Source organism: Candidatus Micrarchaeia archaeon (assembly GCA_041650355.1).
Lineage (GTDB): Archaea > Micrarchaeota > Micrarchaeia > Anstonellales > Bilamarchaeaceae > JAHJBR01.
The window spans coordinates 1-14889 of record JBAZLI010000013.1; the positions used below are offsets into that span (position 1 = coordinate 1).

General features: G+C 53.8%; 19 protein-coding genes and 1 tRNA gene. 17 read left to right on the plus strand and 3 right to left on the minus strand.

The window, feature by feature from the left end; translation table 11 throughout:
• Positions 1–484 (minus strand): hypothetical protein (locus tag WC488_01655; GenBank protein ID MFA5077110.1); only part of this gene is annotated, 484 nt, incomplete at its 3' end.
• Between the two features lie 173 nt (positions 485–657).
• Here WC488_01655 and WC488_01660 point away from each other — a divergent pair.
• From WC488_01660 to WC488_01705, 10 genes are all read left to right on the plus strand, one after another.
• On the plus strand, positions 658–1260 hold the full coding sequence (locus WC488_01660; GenBank protein ID MFA5077111.1) for a KH domain-containing protein: 603 nt from the start codon (positions 658–660) through the stop codon (positions 1258–1260).
• A 33-nt stretch (positions 1261–1293) separates the two neighbouring features.
• Positions 1294–2037 carry an exosome complex exonuclease Rrp41 gene (locus WC488_01665; GenBank protein MFA5077112.1) on the plus strand — a complete coding sequence of 248 codons (744 nt, stop codon included), beginning with the start codon at positions 1294–1296 and terminating at the stop codon, positions 2035–2037.
• An 11-nt stretch (positions 2038–2048) separates the two neighbouring features.
• Positions 2049–2852 (plus strand): exosome complex protein Rrp42, encoded by an 804-nt coding sequence (gene rrp42 / locus WC488_01670; GenBank protein MFA5077113.1) that lies wholly within the window; start codon positions 2049–2051, stop codon positions 2850–2852.
• A gap of 15 nt (positions 2853–2867) precedes the next feature.
• Positions 2868–3101, plus strand: coding sequence for a 50S ribosomal protein L37ae (gene rpl37ae, locus WC488_01675; protein MFA5077114.1), 234 nt, complete (start codon positions 2868–2870; stop codon positions 3099–3101).
• A gap of 4 nt (positions 3102–3105) precedes the next feature.
• Positions 3106–3243: a hypothetical protein gene (locus WC488_01680; protein MFA5077115.1), complete on the plus strand. Its 138-nt coding sequence runs from the start codon at positions 3106–3108 to the stop codon at positions 3241–3243.
• Positions 3244–3699 carry a hypothetical protein gene (locus WC488_01685; protein MFA5077116.1) on the plus strand — a complete coding sequence of 152 codons (456 nt, stop codon included), beginning with the start codon at positions 3244–3246 and terminating at the stop codon, positions 3697–3699.
• Positions 3696–3938 (plus strand): KEOPS complex subunit Pcc1, encoded by a 243-nt coding sequence (locus tag WC488_01690; protein MFA5077117.1) that lies wholly within the window; start codon positions 3696–3698, stop codon positions 3936–3938. The genes WC488_01685 and WC488_01690 overlap by 4 nt, the downstream gene beginning before the upstream one ends.
• A 69-nt stretch (positions 3939–4007) precedes the next feature.
• Positions 4008–4358 carry a prefoldin subunit beta gene (locus WC488_01695; GenBank protein MFA5077118.1) on the plus strand — a complete coding sequence of 117 codons (351 nt, stop codon included), beginning with the start codon at positions 4008–4010 and terminating at the stop codon, positions 4356–4358.
• 10 nt (positions 4359–4368) lie between these two features.
• Positions 4369–5403: a DHH family phosphoesterase gene (locus WC488_01700; GenBank protein ID MFA5077119.1), complete on the plus strand. Its 1035-nt coding sequence runs from the start codon at positions 4369–4371 to the stop codon at positions 5401–5403.
• 10 nt (positions 5404–5413) lie between these two features.
• Entirely contained in the window at positions 5414–6400 is a 987-nt protein-coding gene (locus WC488_01705) for an adenylosuccinate synthetase (protein MFA5077120.1), read from the plus strand.
• 2 nt (positions 6401–6402) lie between these two features.
• Here WC488_01705 and WC488_01710 read toward each other — a convergent pair whose 3' ends face one another.
• Positions 6403–7326 carry a hypothetical protein gene (locus tag WC488_01710; protein MFA5077121.1) on the minus strand — a complete coding sequence of 308 codons (924 nt, stop codon included), beginning with the start codon at positions 7324–7326 and terminating at the stop codon, positions 6403–6405.
• A gap of 118 nt (positions 7327–7444) precedes the next feature.
• Positions 7445–7563: transfer RNA gene (locus WC488_01715), tRNA-Ser, on the minus strand.
• A gap of 383 nt (positions 7564–7946) precedes the next feature.
• Between WC488_01715 and WC488_01720 the strand changes: the two genes are divergently transcribed.
• The 7 genes from WC488_01720 to WC488_01750 all read left to right on the plus strand — a co-directional run.
• On the plus strand, positions 7947–9221 hold the full coding sequence (locus tag WC488_01720; protein MFA5077122.1) for a sodium-dependent transporter: 1275 nt from the start codon (positions 7947–7949) through the stop codon (positions 9219–9221).
• Positions 9222–9253: 32 nt separating this feature from the next.
• Positions 9254–10543: a cation:proton antiporter gene (locus tag WC488_01725; GenBank protein MFA5077123.1), complete on the plus strand. Its 1290-nt coding sequence runs from the start codon at positions 9254–9256 to the stop codon at positions 10541–10543.
• A gap of 79 nt (positions 10544–10622) precedes the next feature.
• Positions 10623–10976, plus strand: coding sequence for a hypothetical protein (locus tag WC488_01730; protein ID MFA5077124.1), 354 nt, complete (start codon positions 10623–10625; stop codon positions 10974–10976).
• Entirely contained in the window at positions 10946–12145 is a 1200-nt protein-coding gene (locus WC488_01735) for a hypothetical protein (GenBank protein MFA5077125.1), read from the plus strand. The genes WC488_01730 and WC488_01735 overlap by 31 nt, the downstream gene beginning before the upstream one ends.
• A gap of 97 nt (positions 12146–12242) precedes the next feature.
• Positions 12243–13589, plus strand: coding sequence for an HAD-IB family phosphatase (locus WC488_01740; GenBank protein MFA5077126.1), 1347 nt, complete (start codon positions 12243–12245; stop codon positions 13587–13589).
• A gap of 76 nt (positions 13590–13665) precedes the next feature.
• On the plus strand, positions 13666–14397 hold the full coding sequence (locus WC488_01745) for a hypothetical protein (protein ID MFA5077127.1): 732 nt from the start codon (positions 13666–13668) through the stop codon (positions 14395–14397).
• A 60-nt stretch (positions 14398–14457) separates the two neighbouring features.
• Positions 14458–14889 (plus strand): AAA family ATPase (locus WC488_01750; protein MFA5077128.1); only part of this gene is annotated, 432 nt, incomplete at its 3' end.

Here is a 14889-nt window from a genome sequence, read left to right on the forward strand (position 1 = left end):
CCCATCCCTGCGCTATCTTGCTCACGTACGGCTTCACGTCCCCCGCATTCACTATATAATTGGAAACCTCTCCGGTCCCGGCAAGGGTGTGGCTCGCAATTATCGCCTCCTCGGGGAAAGCGATTATGCACGGCTTGTTCTCGCACACCCTGCAGGTCTTCACTATGTACTCGGGAGGCGCAGGGACGAAGTTCTGTTCGGGATAATTGTAATAGTAATGGGTCCTCTTCGGGCACGGCATGTCCAAATCGTCGCTCACGCTCGCTTTTATCGCAAAGTACCTCTGGTCCCCGTTGGTCCTGGGCTCGAAGGCTATAATTTCTATCTTGTCCGCGTACGGGAACCTTTCCTGGAGGTCCTCAAGCACGACTTTCTTCGCGTCCCTTTCCTCGTAGTTTCCGCCGGCCATGTTGATGCCGAGCACGAGCGCTGCCGCAACCACAAGCAGCAGAGCGGTGATCGCGATTTCCTTTTTCATGGTCATCCCTATGTATTTGTGTGTGGATTAAATTTAAATATACTATCTTTCATTAATTGATGCGTAAAAGAGACGAAAAACCGGAGGTACATTGCCCAGGAGGGGCGTAACGTACTTTTTCTGGAACAAGTTTAGAAAGCGAAATGTCGCGAAAAGCGATATTGCTTACAGGTGATTCAGTGAAGAAAATCGTAGTGCCGGGAGAGAAGATTTCCGACGCTCCGTTCATGGCCGAGACCACTTTCGTGGAGGGAAACAAGACCTACGCGAGCGTGGCGGGCATGATGGACGAGGAGAACAAGTTCGTGCCCACGAAAAGCGTGTATTCCCCGAGGCAGGGCGACGCGGTGGTGGGCATAGTGGTGTACATCAGGGGCAACGGGTACAAGGTTGATTTGAACCTTCCGTTCGAGGGCTTCCTTTCCGGGAAGGACACGCGCGTGCCTTTCAGCATGGGCGAGATAATGTTCGGGAAGGTGAAGGACGTAGATGAGATAGGGAACGTGGACCTCATAGACGTGCGCAAGCTCGCGCCAGGGAAAATAATGGACTTCCCGGCCGCGAAAGTGCCCCGCCTCATAGGGAAGCGCAACAGCATGCTCAACACGATAATGCAGGGCACCGGAACCGAAGTGTACGTAGGGAACAACGGCTACGTCTGGCTCTCCGGGGGAAACATAAGCCTCGCGCTGAAAGCCATAGACATGGTGAACCGGAAATCGCACATGAGCGGGCTCACGAACGAAATCGCGGATTTCCTCGCGAAGCACAAGGACGAATGATTGCACAGGCAGAAAAATGAAAAAGGTGAACACATGGGAGGCGGAGAAAAACCCAAACTCATAATAGACGGAAAGAGGATAGACGGACGCGGGCTCGACGATTCGAGGCCGGTCAAAATCGAGGCAGGAGTGCTCAACGAAGCCGAAGGCTCGGCCTACGTGGAATGGGGCGGGAACAAGGTCCTCGCCGGAGTGTACGGGCCGCGCGAGTGCATACCGAAGCACGACGCGAACCCGTTCAAGGCGCTCATGAAGTGCAGGTACACGATGTCCCCGTTCGCGAGCAAGGAGGAGCACAGCAGGAGCGGCCCGAACAGGCGCAGCATCGAGATTTCGAAAGTGATAAGGGAAGTTTTCGAGAGCCTCGTGATAACCGAGCTGTTCCCGATGACTCAGATAGACGTTTACATAGACGTGCTCCAGGCAGAAGGGGGCACCAGGGTGAGCGCGATAACCGCGGCCGCGGTCGCGCTTGCTGATGCCGGAATCCCCATGAAGGACATGGTTTCCGGAATCGCCGTAGGGAAGATAGACGGCGAAATAGCCGTGGACCTGGGAAGGGACGAGGACAATTTCGGGCAGAGCGACGTTCCCATGGCCGTTTCGCACAGGAACAAGGACATACTGCTCCTGCAGATGGACGGCCTGCTCACGAAAGCCGAATTCGAGCGTGCGATGGACAAGGCCATCTCGGCTTCCGAGAAGCTACACGCGCTCCAGTCGGACGCGATAGTGCGCAGCTACGAGAAGCTGGAATCCGAGGGGCTCAGCCTCTGAAGGTGATGTTTATGGGAGAAAGCGCAAAAGACGTAGTTATGCACGACATAAAGAAAGGGGTGCTTCTGGACATTTTCAAGAAGGGCGAGCGCATGGACGGCCGCGGATTCGAGGATTACCGTCCGATAAGCGTGAAGAAAGGCGTGATAGCCACCGCAGAAGGCTCCGCGCTTGCGAAGATAGGCAAGACGCAGATTCTTGTGGGCGCTAAATTCGACGCTGTAACCCCGTTCGCGGACAGGCCGAACGAGGGGGTTTTCAGCGTGAACTGCGAATTCCTTCCGCTCGCGAGCCCCACGTTCGAGCCAGGGCCTCCGAACGAGAATTCCATACAGCTCGCGCGCGTGACCGACAGGGGCATAAGGAGCGCCGAGGTCGAAGGCGACAGTCCGATAACCGCGAATTTCTTCCTCGAGGAGGGGAAGGTGCTCGCGCTTTATTTGGACATTTACGTGCTGGACCACTCAGGCAACATGACCGACGCGGCTTCGCTCGCGGCCATGGGCGCGCTCATGAGCGCGAAAATACCGAAATACTCGGAAGGGAAGCTGGTGCGCACCGAATCCATAGGAGGGCTCCCGCTCAAGCACTTCCCGATTTCCACCACGATAGCCAAGATTGACAAGTACCTTCTCGTGGACCCGTCCAAGGAGGAGAACCTTGTCGCTGACTCGACACTGACGATAACCACCACGCAGACAGGCCTGCTCGCGTCCATGCAGAAGACCAAGGGCGCGATGAGCAGGGATGAAGTGCTGCAGGCGGTGGACATAGCGTTTAAAAAAGGTGACGAGCTAAGGAAATACATTCTCTGAATCAGGTGAAAACTTATGAGGACTTCAAAATACAGCGCCAAGATGAGGAATCTCTACGACGCGGCGCGCAGGCTCAAGCAGGACAGGTACGTGTGCCCTAAGTGCGGCAAGAAGAACGTGAAGCGCGTGGGCAACGCGCTCTGGAAGTGCCGCTCCTGCGAAGCGAAGATAGCGGGCGGGGCGTATTCGCTCTCGACCGGAGTAGGGGTAACAGCGAACCGCGTGATACGCGAGTCCATGCAGCAGTGATTCTATGGCGCAATACGAAGTCTGGAAAACCAGGGACCTTGTGGAGCTCAGCGACGCGAAGAACTTCGAATTCCCGCACAGCGGGGAGAAAATCCTTCTCAAGAAAAGGCCGCCCATAGCGAAAACAACAAACACTGATTAAATGCTCGTGAGCACGGACCGCCACCCTTCCAGGGAGTCGCGCGCGTTTGCAAGGGCGTTCGCTTCCTCAATCGGCTCGTTTTACCGCGCGCGCGGGAAGAAAACCGTGGACGCGCTCGTTTCCGAGGCGCGGAAAAAAGGCGAGAACATCCTTTCAATAGTTTCTTCTTCGGAAATTTCCTTCATTTCCATCTCGGTTTCCAGCTGGGGGTGGAAGCAAAAGACGCTGCGCGTTATCAAATACTCTTTCGAACCGGATTTGCTGAAGAAGCCCTGCGAGATAGGCGCTTTTGAAGGCAAAGAAGGGAAGGAATTGGAATCCCTCTTCGGCTTCGACGCTTTCTACGGCGGGGACGCGGTGCTTTTCGCTGAAGGCGGGAAGATGAGAATAATCCGCAAAGAGAAAAACCTTTTGGAGATGGAATACGGAATCCAGGAGTGCAGGGTGGAAAAATGAAAAACAGCGCCGAACTCACAATTGAAGTGCCGGAAAAGGAGGCAAAGAGCATAATCGCGGCCTTGAAGAAGGAAAATGCCTCAAATAAGCGCTTTTCCAGCACCATTTACATGCGTGCGGGAAAACTGATGATAAGGGTGGAAGCCGAGGACATGGTGGCCCTGCGCTCCACCCTAAACAGCTACCTGCGCTACCTGCAGGCGATAGAGGAATTCGAGCAGAAATTCCCCGGGGATTAGGTATTTATAATTGTTCAGTCCAAATTATTCCTGCTTATTGTTGTAGCGGTTTAAATGCAGGGTGAAAAAATGAACCAACCTAATCCGGAACTCGAAAAGGACCTGGTGGAATACCAGAACGCTGAGAAACAGCTCCAGATGGTCATGCTCCAGAAGCACCAGCTCCAGCTCCAGCTCAACGAGATTTCGCTCGCGCTCGAGGAGCTCGCGAAGGCCAAAAGCGACATCTACAAGGCCACAGGGAGCATAATGATGAAAACCACGCGCGAGGACGCCGAGAAGGACCTGAAAGACCGGAAAAATCTCTTTGAGATAAGGGTGAAAACGCTCGCGCAGCAGGAGGAGAAGGCCAAATCGCAGCTTCTCAGGCTCCAGAAGAAGATAGAGGACTTGTCCAAGGGATACACTCCTTCCATGTGATGGTGGCCATATGAACATTGCCGAAGAGACTCCGCGAGCAAGGAGGCATTCCTCATTCGGCGATGAATCCCAAAAACCTGCTGCAAGCGCCGGCCCGGTTTTTGGGATGGATTTCCCTTCCTTCGTGAAAAAATACGCGAAAGCGAAGGTCGCCATAGGGCTCCACCGCAACGCGGACCCGGACGCGCTCTGCTCCGGCTACGCGCTGTCCACTATTTTTCCGGATTCCATATTGATTACTCCGGACGACATGGGCCTGCCTGCGAAGAGCCTCGCAGCCGAGCTCGGGATAAAAGTCCACGAATTCAAAAAAACCAGCAGGGCTCAGTACGAAGGGCTCATAGTTGTGGATGCAGGCAGCTACTCGATGATAAAAGAGGCGCGCGACTGGAAAATCCTCGGGCTCATAGACCACCACCAGAAGTCCCCTCCTGCGGAGCGCATAGCCGCGGAGTTCGAGCTGTGGGACGCCGCATCCCCGTCCACCTGCCAGCTTGTTTCCCAGCTGATCCAGAGTCCTGAGCCGAAGGCCGCGTTCGCGCTCGCAGTCGGAATCGTTTCCGACACCGCGCGCTTCAAAGGCGGGAACGCCCAGAGCTTCAGCGAGCTTGCGCGCCTTCTCGGAATTTGCGGAAAAAGCTACAAGGAAGTGCTGGAATGGGCCGAGCCCGAACGCGCGCCTGAAGAGAAAATGGCCATGCTGTCCGCGCTTTCGCGCGCGAAGTGCGTCGCCTATAAGAATTTTGTGATTGCAACAACAACCGTGGGCGGGAACGAAAGCGACGCTTCCTCCTCGCTGAGCGAGTTCGCGGACATATCCTTCGCCGCGAGCTGGAAAGCCAGGGAGAAGACCACGCGGGTTTCCGCTCGCGCAAGAAAGAACGTGAAGATAGCGATGAACGAGATAATGGCTGCCATAGGGAAGCGTTTCGGCGCAACCGGCGGAGGCCACGCGAAAGCCGCGGGTGCGAACGCCCTGGAAAAGCCGGAAGCTGTGCTCGAGGCCTGCGTTTCCGCAGTGAAGGACGCGCTCGACACGGATTGAGGTGTGATTTATGAGAACCATAGTGGTGGGAGGCCAGTACGGTGACGAGGGAAAAGGGAAAATACTCAGCTACCTCGCAGTGAAGGACAATCCGAAAGTGATAGTGCGCGGCGGCGTAGGCCCGAACGCCGGCCACCAGGTTTTCTACAACGGGAAGAAATACGGCCTGCGGCTCATTCCCTGCGGTTTCGTTAATGGGAGCGCGCGCCTGCTCATAGGCGCAGGAGTGCTCGTGAACCCGGAGGTTTTCCTCAAGGAGGTTGCCGAAGTAGGAGGGGAAAAGCGGTCCGGAATAGATTTCCGCGCGATTGCGATACTCCCAGAGCACCGCGAGCGCGACAAGAGCGACAACTCCAAGAAAATAGGAACAACTGGAACAGGATGCGGGCCTGCAATGATGGACCGCGTCGCGAGGGTCGCGAAATTCGTCTCTGAAATTCCGGAGCTCAAGCAGTACATTTGCGACGTTGAACAGGAGGTGAACGCTGAGAAGGACGTGCTCATAGAAGGCAGCCAGGGCTTCATGCTCTCGCTCTATTACGGGACCTATCCGTTCGTGACCAGCAAGGACACTTCCGCCTCTTCGGTTGCCGCGGACGTGGGGCTGGGCCCCAAGTCCATAGACCGTGTAATCATGGTGATAAAAGCGTACACCACCCGCGTGGGGAACGGCCCGTTCCCAGGGGAGCTTCCTGTTGATGAGGCAGTGAAGCTCGGCTTCCAGGAATACGGGACCGTAACCGGAAGACCTAGAAGGACGAGCAAGGATTTGCATTTCGAGGATTTGAGGAAAGCCGCGCGCATAAACAGCGCAACCGACATCGCGATAACCAAGATAGACATAAAATTCCAGGGAAACGCGGGAGTGCGCGAATTCTCAAAACTAACCTCAGATGCGCAGGAATTCGTGAAAAACGTTGAGAAGGAATTCGGGGTTCCGGTAACTTTGATTGGAACCGGCCCGGACGTGAATGACATAATAGATTTGAGGCACTAAAACTAAACTTTTCTTATTCGCGCCCCTGATATTTTTTCGCGGTTCGCGGCAAGCACCATGGCACCTTCCGCCTCCCTGAATTTGCCCTCGGCTTCGGCATTGCTCGGATCTATCGTCTGCGCCCTCTTGTAGTATTGGAGCGCGGTTTCAAGGCTCCCCATATCGCCATGGGCATAAGAGTTGTAGTAAACATCCCCCGTGGCCATATAGCCAGTTGCGTATTCTTTGGGCAAGTTTAGGCCGCGCGCCTTTTCCCCATAAGCCCTTTTGAACTCATACTCGTGCATTATCCCTGACCCCCATGCGCTGGTCATTATGTGGGGCGAAGTTGTCTCCAGGTAGCGCACATTATTTTCCTTGCGATAAACTTTGAGCACCGCGTGCGGTTCCCCCCTTCTTGATACCAGCATTACCGAGCTTTTTATCCCGAATTCGCGCAGAATGTCCCCGGCCAGGTGGGCACTGGTGTCGCAGTCTATAACGCCTTTCCCGCTTTTGGAAAATGAGTCCACAGAATCTGAAAGCAGGCCAGTGGGCCTATAATTAAAATGGCTGTTTATGAATTGCACAGCCAGCTTCGCGACATCCTCGGCTTTCGCCCCATTTATCTCTTCCGGCACTCCCCTCTTGAATTTCCTGGATTTTATGTACTCATGGGCCATGTCCAGGATTTCAGCATACTTTGCCTGCAGTTTCTCAACATCTTCCTTGCTTCGATTGGACCACATTCGGTTCTCCAGGCTTATCTGGTTAGGCCCCACAAGCGTTTCCTTGGGTTCCAGCCGGCCTTTAGTTTCACGGGCTCTGACGGCAGGTTCATCAACCGTTTTTTCCTTTCTCTTGGGCACGAGTTTTCTGATTAAGCGCCTGAACCAGCCAGGCTTCTTCTCGGCTTCGTTCTGCACTCTTTCCTGCATTTGGGCCATAACAACGGCTTTGGAGTGAAGATTATAAAAAGCTGCGCTGGCGCTTATGAAAAAAGTTCGCAGAGAAGGTTGGATTCGCCGGAGCGTCGGCGAATGCCCTTCTCCGCTCTATTTCATTCGCAGAGAAGGAGATTGTCAGCTTTGCTGTTTTTTCAACAGCGAATGCTTTTGAACTCCTAAGCCCAGAAGGGCACTAGATTTCAAGTCTAGCGCGATACCAGGTTCCGCCATCTCTGCACCATATCCAGTCGCCTGAAAACGGCGACTGTCCCTCAAAAACCATCGGTTTTCGAGGTCCCTTTTTCTTTGGAAAAGAAAAAAGGTCTGCGTTGTTGCCGAAGTGTTCGGCAACTTCGCCGCAAAGAGCTTCGCTCTATTGCGGAGGTATTCACCCCAAAAAAGAAACCTTAATCTGCGGAGAGCATTCGCCAGCAGGCGAATCCAATCTCTGCAGACAAACCTCCAATTCTTCGGAGCGCCGAAAAACCGCCCGTAATACGTTTAAGGAGCTTAAGGAGCTGAACAAAATAAAAACCATCCTGTTTCCAGCTGGATTTTGCCCTTTTGCACTTCGGACCCGGGACTAAGGCTTTAAAGAATTATTCAATAGATTAGGGCGTATGGAAAGATGGTCCTCCCGCTACATGTTCCTGCTTGCAGCCATTGGCTCGGCAGTGGGCCTGGGGAACATCTGGAGATTTCCGTACATGGCCGGAGCTTATGGCGGCGGCACGTTCATAGTCATATACTTGATTTCGGTGGCGCTGATAGGGCTTCCGCTGATGATTCTCGAATTCACCGCAGGAAAGCACTTTGCATCCCCTCTTTTCCCAGCGTTCTCAAAAATCGGGCGGAACATCTCTCTAATTTCGCTGATACTGCACGCGCTGAACCTGCTGATACTTTCCTATTATGTGGTAGTCACCGGATGGACGCTGGCATATCTTTTCTCATCTGTTTCCGGCACCTACGCCCCGCTGGCCGAATACTCCAGGTCCAGCATGTTTCCGTTTTCCACCGCGCTCACGTTGCTGGCGATATTCCTCATAATGCGCATGGACCTTAAGCAGGGAATAGAAAAGGCGAATTCGGTGCTCATGCCTGTCTTTTTCGCAATTCTCATCTCGCTTCTGTTTTATTCATTCACGCTTCCTGGCTTGGGGCAGGCACTGAAGTTCTACACGAACTTCGGGAGCGTGAACATAGAGACCGTGATGGCCGCTATATCCCAGGCTCTCTTTTCCCTGAGCGTGGGCGCAGGTATAATGTTCACCTATGCGTCGCACGCAGAAAAGAGGGAAAAAACCGCGTCCGCAGCGGCCATAGTGTCTTTCACGGACACCGCAGTCGCTCTGGTTGCAGGAATCGCAATCTTCCCCCTGGTGTTTACCTACGGCCTCAGCCCTTCCGAGGGCGCAACCCTGGCATTCGACACCCTTCCGCTGGCGTTTCTCCAGATGCCTTTCGGCAACATCGCAATGCCCATGTTCTTCCTCCTCCTCTTCTCGGTTGCCCTCACATCCACGATAAGCATGGCCGAAGTCGGCGTCGTGGACCTTTCGGCAAGAACTGGGAGAAAAAAGGCTGCGTTCTACCTGACCGCACTGATAGCGCTCCTGTCAATCCCATCTCTTCTGAGCTATTCCCGGACAAACTTGAAATTTGCCGGTGTGCCGGTGCTTGATTACCTGGACGGGACCGTGGTGGTGCTGGTCTTTCCGGTAGTCGCGCTCCTGCTCGTCCTGGCACTGGGATGGGCATGGAAGGATTTCGAGAAAGAATCCGCAAGAGCGCTTCCCGAAATTTTCCTAACGCCATACATCCTTCTGATTCGCTTCATCATCCCGGCCGTGCTCCTGGTCCTTTCACTCGCCGGATTATCGGCTCGCATATAAAAAGTTATAAACGATGTACCTGATAGATGCGTATGTTCGAAGCCTTTTTCATAATCGGGCTCACCATCATAGTGGGATACGCGGCCCTTTACATAGCCGACAGATACAAGATTTCCCAAGTGCTGATTCTGATGCTGTTCGGTTTCATCCTCGGGCCGGCTTTGGGAATAGTGGAGACCGGAGAAGGCTCGCTCATCCGTTCAATCTACCCGTTCATGGCCGTGCTCGCGCTCATAATCCTCCTTTTCGATGGAGGGCTCTCATTCAACATATTCAACGTGTTCAGGACGCTTACGAAATCAACGCTCTTCACCTTCCTTGCGTTCCTTCTCAGCATGGTTTTCACTCTTATCCTAGCTCCACTTCTCAAACTTAGCGTAATGGATGCGCTGATGGTCGGCGCGGTCCTCGGCGGAACCTCATCCGCAATCGTGATCGCGATGGCTGAAAAAACCGGTGCGAGCGATGAAACCAAGTCTCTGCTCACCATAGAATCCACCCTCACCGACACGCTCGTCATAATCGTGGTTTTCATCCTGGTGCAGGCTGCAAAGACGCTGGATTTCAGTTTAGGTGATTTCGCCAATTCCCTGCTAAGCTCCTTCGCCATCTCCATACTTTTCGGCATAGCCGGCGCTTTCGCGTGGAATTTCATACTCCAGAAAATCCCAAAGCATACGCTGGACTACATGCTCACCGTGGCCGCGCTCTTCATCACCTATTCGCTTACTGAGGCGGTAAAGGCCAACGGTGCGCTCGCGGTCTTTGTTTTCGGCCTGGTGTTCGGGAACCTCAAGAACATGCCGCCCTCCTTCTTCTCCATTTCCAAATACAAGATGGACGAGAAGATAAAGGACTTCCAGAGCGAGGTGACCTTCTTCACGCGCACCTTCTTCTTTGCGTACATAGGAATGCTGTTTCCGCTGGGCAGCGTGACTTTCGGAACGATAGCAGTAAGCGTCCTCCTGGTGTGCTTGTTCATAATCGCCCGCTACATCGCGGACCGGCTGGTCCTGAAGGACGATGAAAAGTACGAGCGCGGCCTGATAATACCGATGCTTCCGCGCGGCCTTGCCGCCGCAGTCGTGGTCGGAGTGATAATAAGCAACGGAATATCTATCCCGCACCTGCAGGAAATAGTGTTCAGCGTGATATTCCTCACCAATATAATCGCAACCTTTGCGGTCTATGCTTACCAAAACGGCGCAAAGCACAAGCCGGACGTTTTACCGAAAAGCGCAGGTGAAGATGAAACCGGGGCAGCTGAGGAAGAACCGCAGAAGGAGAAAACCAAGAATGCGCATTCCACCAAAAACGCCTGATTTTCCACAACCGTGGAAGCGCATTACGGCGATGGTGTGAAACTGCCAAATTATTAAAAGTCCCGGAGAAAACCGTTTTATGGGCGAACCGGGGAAGATTAGAAGGACAATGCGCGATTCCATAGTCGAAGGGAGTTTCGCGAACATCATGGAATATGCCGGCAGGGCGTTCCTCCTGCCCATGGGAGTTGCGTTGGGCGCGACAATTTCCCAGCTGAGCGTGCTCACCTCGTTGCCCTACCTCCTCACCGGCCTGGGTGGCGAAGTGACTGCCTCGTTCAGAAACTTGGTGAAGAACAGGGCTACGGTGCTCTCAGCGGCGCGGCTCTCCAGGCCGCCGCATGGCTCATTCTTTCAGTCCTATCCTATTCCGCCGCATCCTCTGCAAGCCGGGAAGTGGCCGTGCTGCTTCTCATATTGGTGGCTTCGGTGATATACCTCCTGGACGCAGTGCTCCAGCCAATCTGGTTCTCTCTTTTTGGGGATGTCGTGCCTGTGGGGCAAAGGTCCAGATGGCTGGGGAGAAGGAACCAGATAATGTTCATGGCCGCACTTATCTGTCTCGGCGCTTCGGGGGTCATCCTCAACCTGTTCCCTCCTGCGCAGGTGCTCTACGGATTCTCCATCCTTTTCCTCATAGCCTCGCTCGCGAGATTCGCCAGTGCATTCCTGCTGAAAGGGCACTATGAGCCCCGCAAGCGCCACAGCGTTCCCGGAAAGGACGGGGGCACAGTACTGCCTGGTTTCCTGGCAGTGACATTCATCCTCAATTTTGTCGTGTATTTCGCATCCCCATTCTTCAACATACACATGCTCGAGAACCTCAACTTCGACTATTTGTCTTACTCCTTGGTGCTGGCCGTGCAGATACTTTTCGCAGTCCTCGCCTATCCGGGCTGGGGAATAGTGATAAGCAAATACGGGGGCAGGCAGGTGCTGATAGCAAACGGTTTCCTCTCCATCTTCATTCCGCTTTTTTGGCTGTATATCAATACCCCTTTCGAGGCGCTTTTCGCGGAAGCGTTCTCAGGCCTGGTGTGGAGCGGAATAAACCTTGCGGCTTTCGACTACCTATTTGAAATCTCCAAAAGCGGAAAGGAAAAGCGCTTCGCGCACAGGAACCTTGCGTTCAACGCAGGCATATTTTTCGGAACCCTCTCAGGCGGAGCCGCACTCGCGTTCCTACTCTCATCCGGGTTCGGCTACATTGACGCTTTCAAGGTGATATTCGTGCTCTCTGCCCTCGGACGGCTCGCCCTCTTCTCTGTTGCGGGGCGGTTTCTGCCCAGCCTCGCCAATGTTGAGCGCATAGAGACGAAATCCTTGATAATGAGAATAATCACTGTTTACCCTGTAAAGGGAATGGCGTACGATTTCAACGGCATGCTGCGTTTCATGGGGCAGGAAGCCCGGCGTTCCAGGAAGATGCTAGAAGGGCTCGTGCCTCTCACCAAAGAGCTTTCCATTCTTGTGTTGGCGCCCGTGAATGCGACTAATTACGTGATGGATAGCTTGGGAGGCGAGGTGGGGACGATAAAAGAATCTGCAGCCAGGCTTTCGCTAGGGGTTCTAAGAGCAATCAACCCCGGAAGATTAAAATAAAGAAACTTTGAGATCAAGCACCTCCTACAACCGTGGATGTGCATTACGGCGATGGCGGAACTGCCAGTTTATTAAACGCCCTGGAGAAAACCGTTTTATGGATGCAAAACAAAAACTTGAGCCCGGCGACATTATTCTGGATTTCATAAGGAACCTGCTTACCTTTGAGCGGGCGTCAGTTATCATACCATGTTACAATGAGGAAAGCACGTTGGGCGCAGTGATAGCCGAGTGCCTCAAATCGCACATAGTTTCAGAGGTCATAGTGGTGGACGACGGCTCAACCGACGGCTCGGCGAAAGTGGCGCGTGAAAGCAGGGCACGCCTGGTGCGGCATGCGAAAAACAAGGGGAAAGGAGCCGCAATAATGAGCGGTGCAAGGGCCGCCAAAAACGACCTCCTAGTTTTCATAGACGCGGACCTTGAGGGCTTTTCAAAGGAAGTGGCTGAGAAACTTGCAGCTCCACTCCTCAATCACGAATGCAGCATATGCAAATCCACTTACCATCCGCTTGAAGGCAGAATAACCGATTTCACTGCGAAGCCCCTGCTGAAGCACATTTTTTCCGAGCTTGAGCTCGGGCAGCCGCTGAGCGGCCAGTTCGCCATACGCAAAGGCCTTCTGCTGGGCCTTGATGTTGATACTGGCTGGGGGATTGACATAGCGATAATCCTTTCAGCGCTCAAAGCAGGGGAGAAGATAGTAGAGGTGAACATAGGCGAGATTGAGCACAAGCACAGGGAGCACGCCTCCAAGATACGAACTGCTGAGGAAGTTTCGCGTACGATACTGCAGCAGGCCGGCTTTCTGGCGCGCAAGCATAGACTGGTAGCTTTTGATTTTGACGGAACGCTCACAGAGAGCAGGAGCATAGATGTCATAGCGCGTAAATTCGGCTTCTTGAATCGCCTTCGGACTTGGCGCGCCGCTTTCCTGCAGGGCAGAATGAGCGAGAAGCGGCTCACCGCATCCATCGCGAAAGCCCTGAAAGGCACCAACATCGCGGTTTTCGAGAGCGCTGCAGGAGAAGTCAAAAAAAGGAGGTTTGCGGAAGAAACCCTCATTTACCTGCGCCGCATGGGCTACAAAATAGCTTTGATATCATACGCTTACGATCGCATAATCTCCTCGGTTTTCAGGCCGCAGCTTTTTGATTTCATCATATGCCCCAAGCTGGAAGTCGCTGAAAACGAAATAACCGGCATGGTAGAGGTGCCGAAATTCCCCCATCGCTACCGCCTTTTCCACAAGGGCAGGGCGCTGAAATCAATCATGCGGCAACTTGCCCTGAAGCCGGCGCAGATTGTGGCAGTGGGCGATTCGGAAGGGGACAGGGAAATGTACCTGGCGGCCCACACTTCGGTGACTTTAAGCAAAAAAAGGCGCAATGGGGCGAAGGAAAGCATAGACTCGCTTCCCGATTTGCTGATAATATCCAGTTAACGTCCGGATTGGGCGGACAGGACGCGGGATTTTGCCCCTTGCGCACTCTTAAAAACATTTTCTCCGATAGGATGCCATGAGCCTCAGAAAAATACTGAACGACACCGAAAAGGAATGGAAACGCAACACCTGGCTTATATTCATCTTCTCCATCATGTTCGTAATATCCATGCTGGCCCTGTTTCTCGCCCCCAGCCCCACTTACCTGAGCCTGGGCGGCACGTTCATGCGCATAGGCAGCATACCTGAAATGAATTTGACGGACATGATTGTGGTGGTGCTCGCATACCTCCTTTCCCTGTTCATATTCGCGGACGCGATAACCAACATAAACCTGCTCATAAAGGCCAACAGGACCCAGAACAAGATACCGAAGGAGATTTTCAGCGGCGTGTTCAAATACGCGATAAAGGTGTTCCTCATATACACCATCGCGGTTTTGCTTGCGTTCAGCGTCAACGTAGCGACTTTCGACAGCCCGTACCATAACATCATCTACCCCTTCCTCTCGTTCTTCTTCTTCCTCGCGGTGTTCTTCGTCCCTCCGGCGATAGTCATAGACGACATGGACACGTTCAGGGCAGTGGCGCTTTCGGCGAAGATGGTGCTGGCGAAATGGAAGCTCGTGCTCCTCTGGGCCGTTGCCGCGCTCTTCATAATCTCATTCGTGGAGCTCACGCTCTTCCTCGCGATTCCGGTCTCGATAGCGAAATACCTGGTTCTCGCGGTGAACGGGCTCGTGATAATCCCGCTCCTCACGATATTCCAGACCCAGGTTTACCTGGAGAGATACCCGCTTTCGCCGTAGCGGATAAGGGTTTATAAATAACCTCTCCGATAATGTGGCGTTCCGACGTTAGTGATTCTGATGTATATCTCCCGCGTGAAAATGAGGGGCTTCAAGACGTTCAAGCTCGTGGACATTTCGTTCCCGAAGGACTTTTTGTGCATAGCCGGCCCGAACGGGAGCGGCAAGAGCAACATATGCGACGCAATACGCTTCGCGTTCGGCGAGACCAGCCTGAAGAACCTCAGGGCCAAGAGGGCCAAGGACCTCATCTCAACGAGCGCCCGCGTCGCCGAGGTCACGGTGTACGTGGAGGACGGAGGCGCGAAGCACGAGATACGGAGGGCGATAAGGGAGGACGGCAAGATGCTTTACCGCCTGGACGGCGAGAAGACCACCCGCACCTCGATACTGGACCTGCTCAGGAAGTTCAACATAGACGAGAGCGGAAGGAACACCATCGCGCAGGGCGAAGTGGCCGGGATAATAAACATGAGCCCCAAGGCGCGCAGG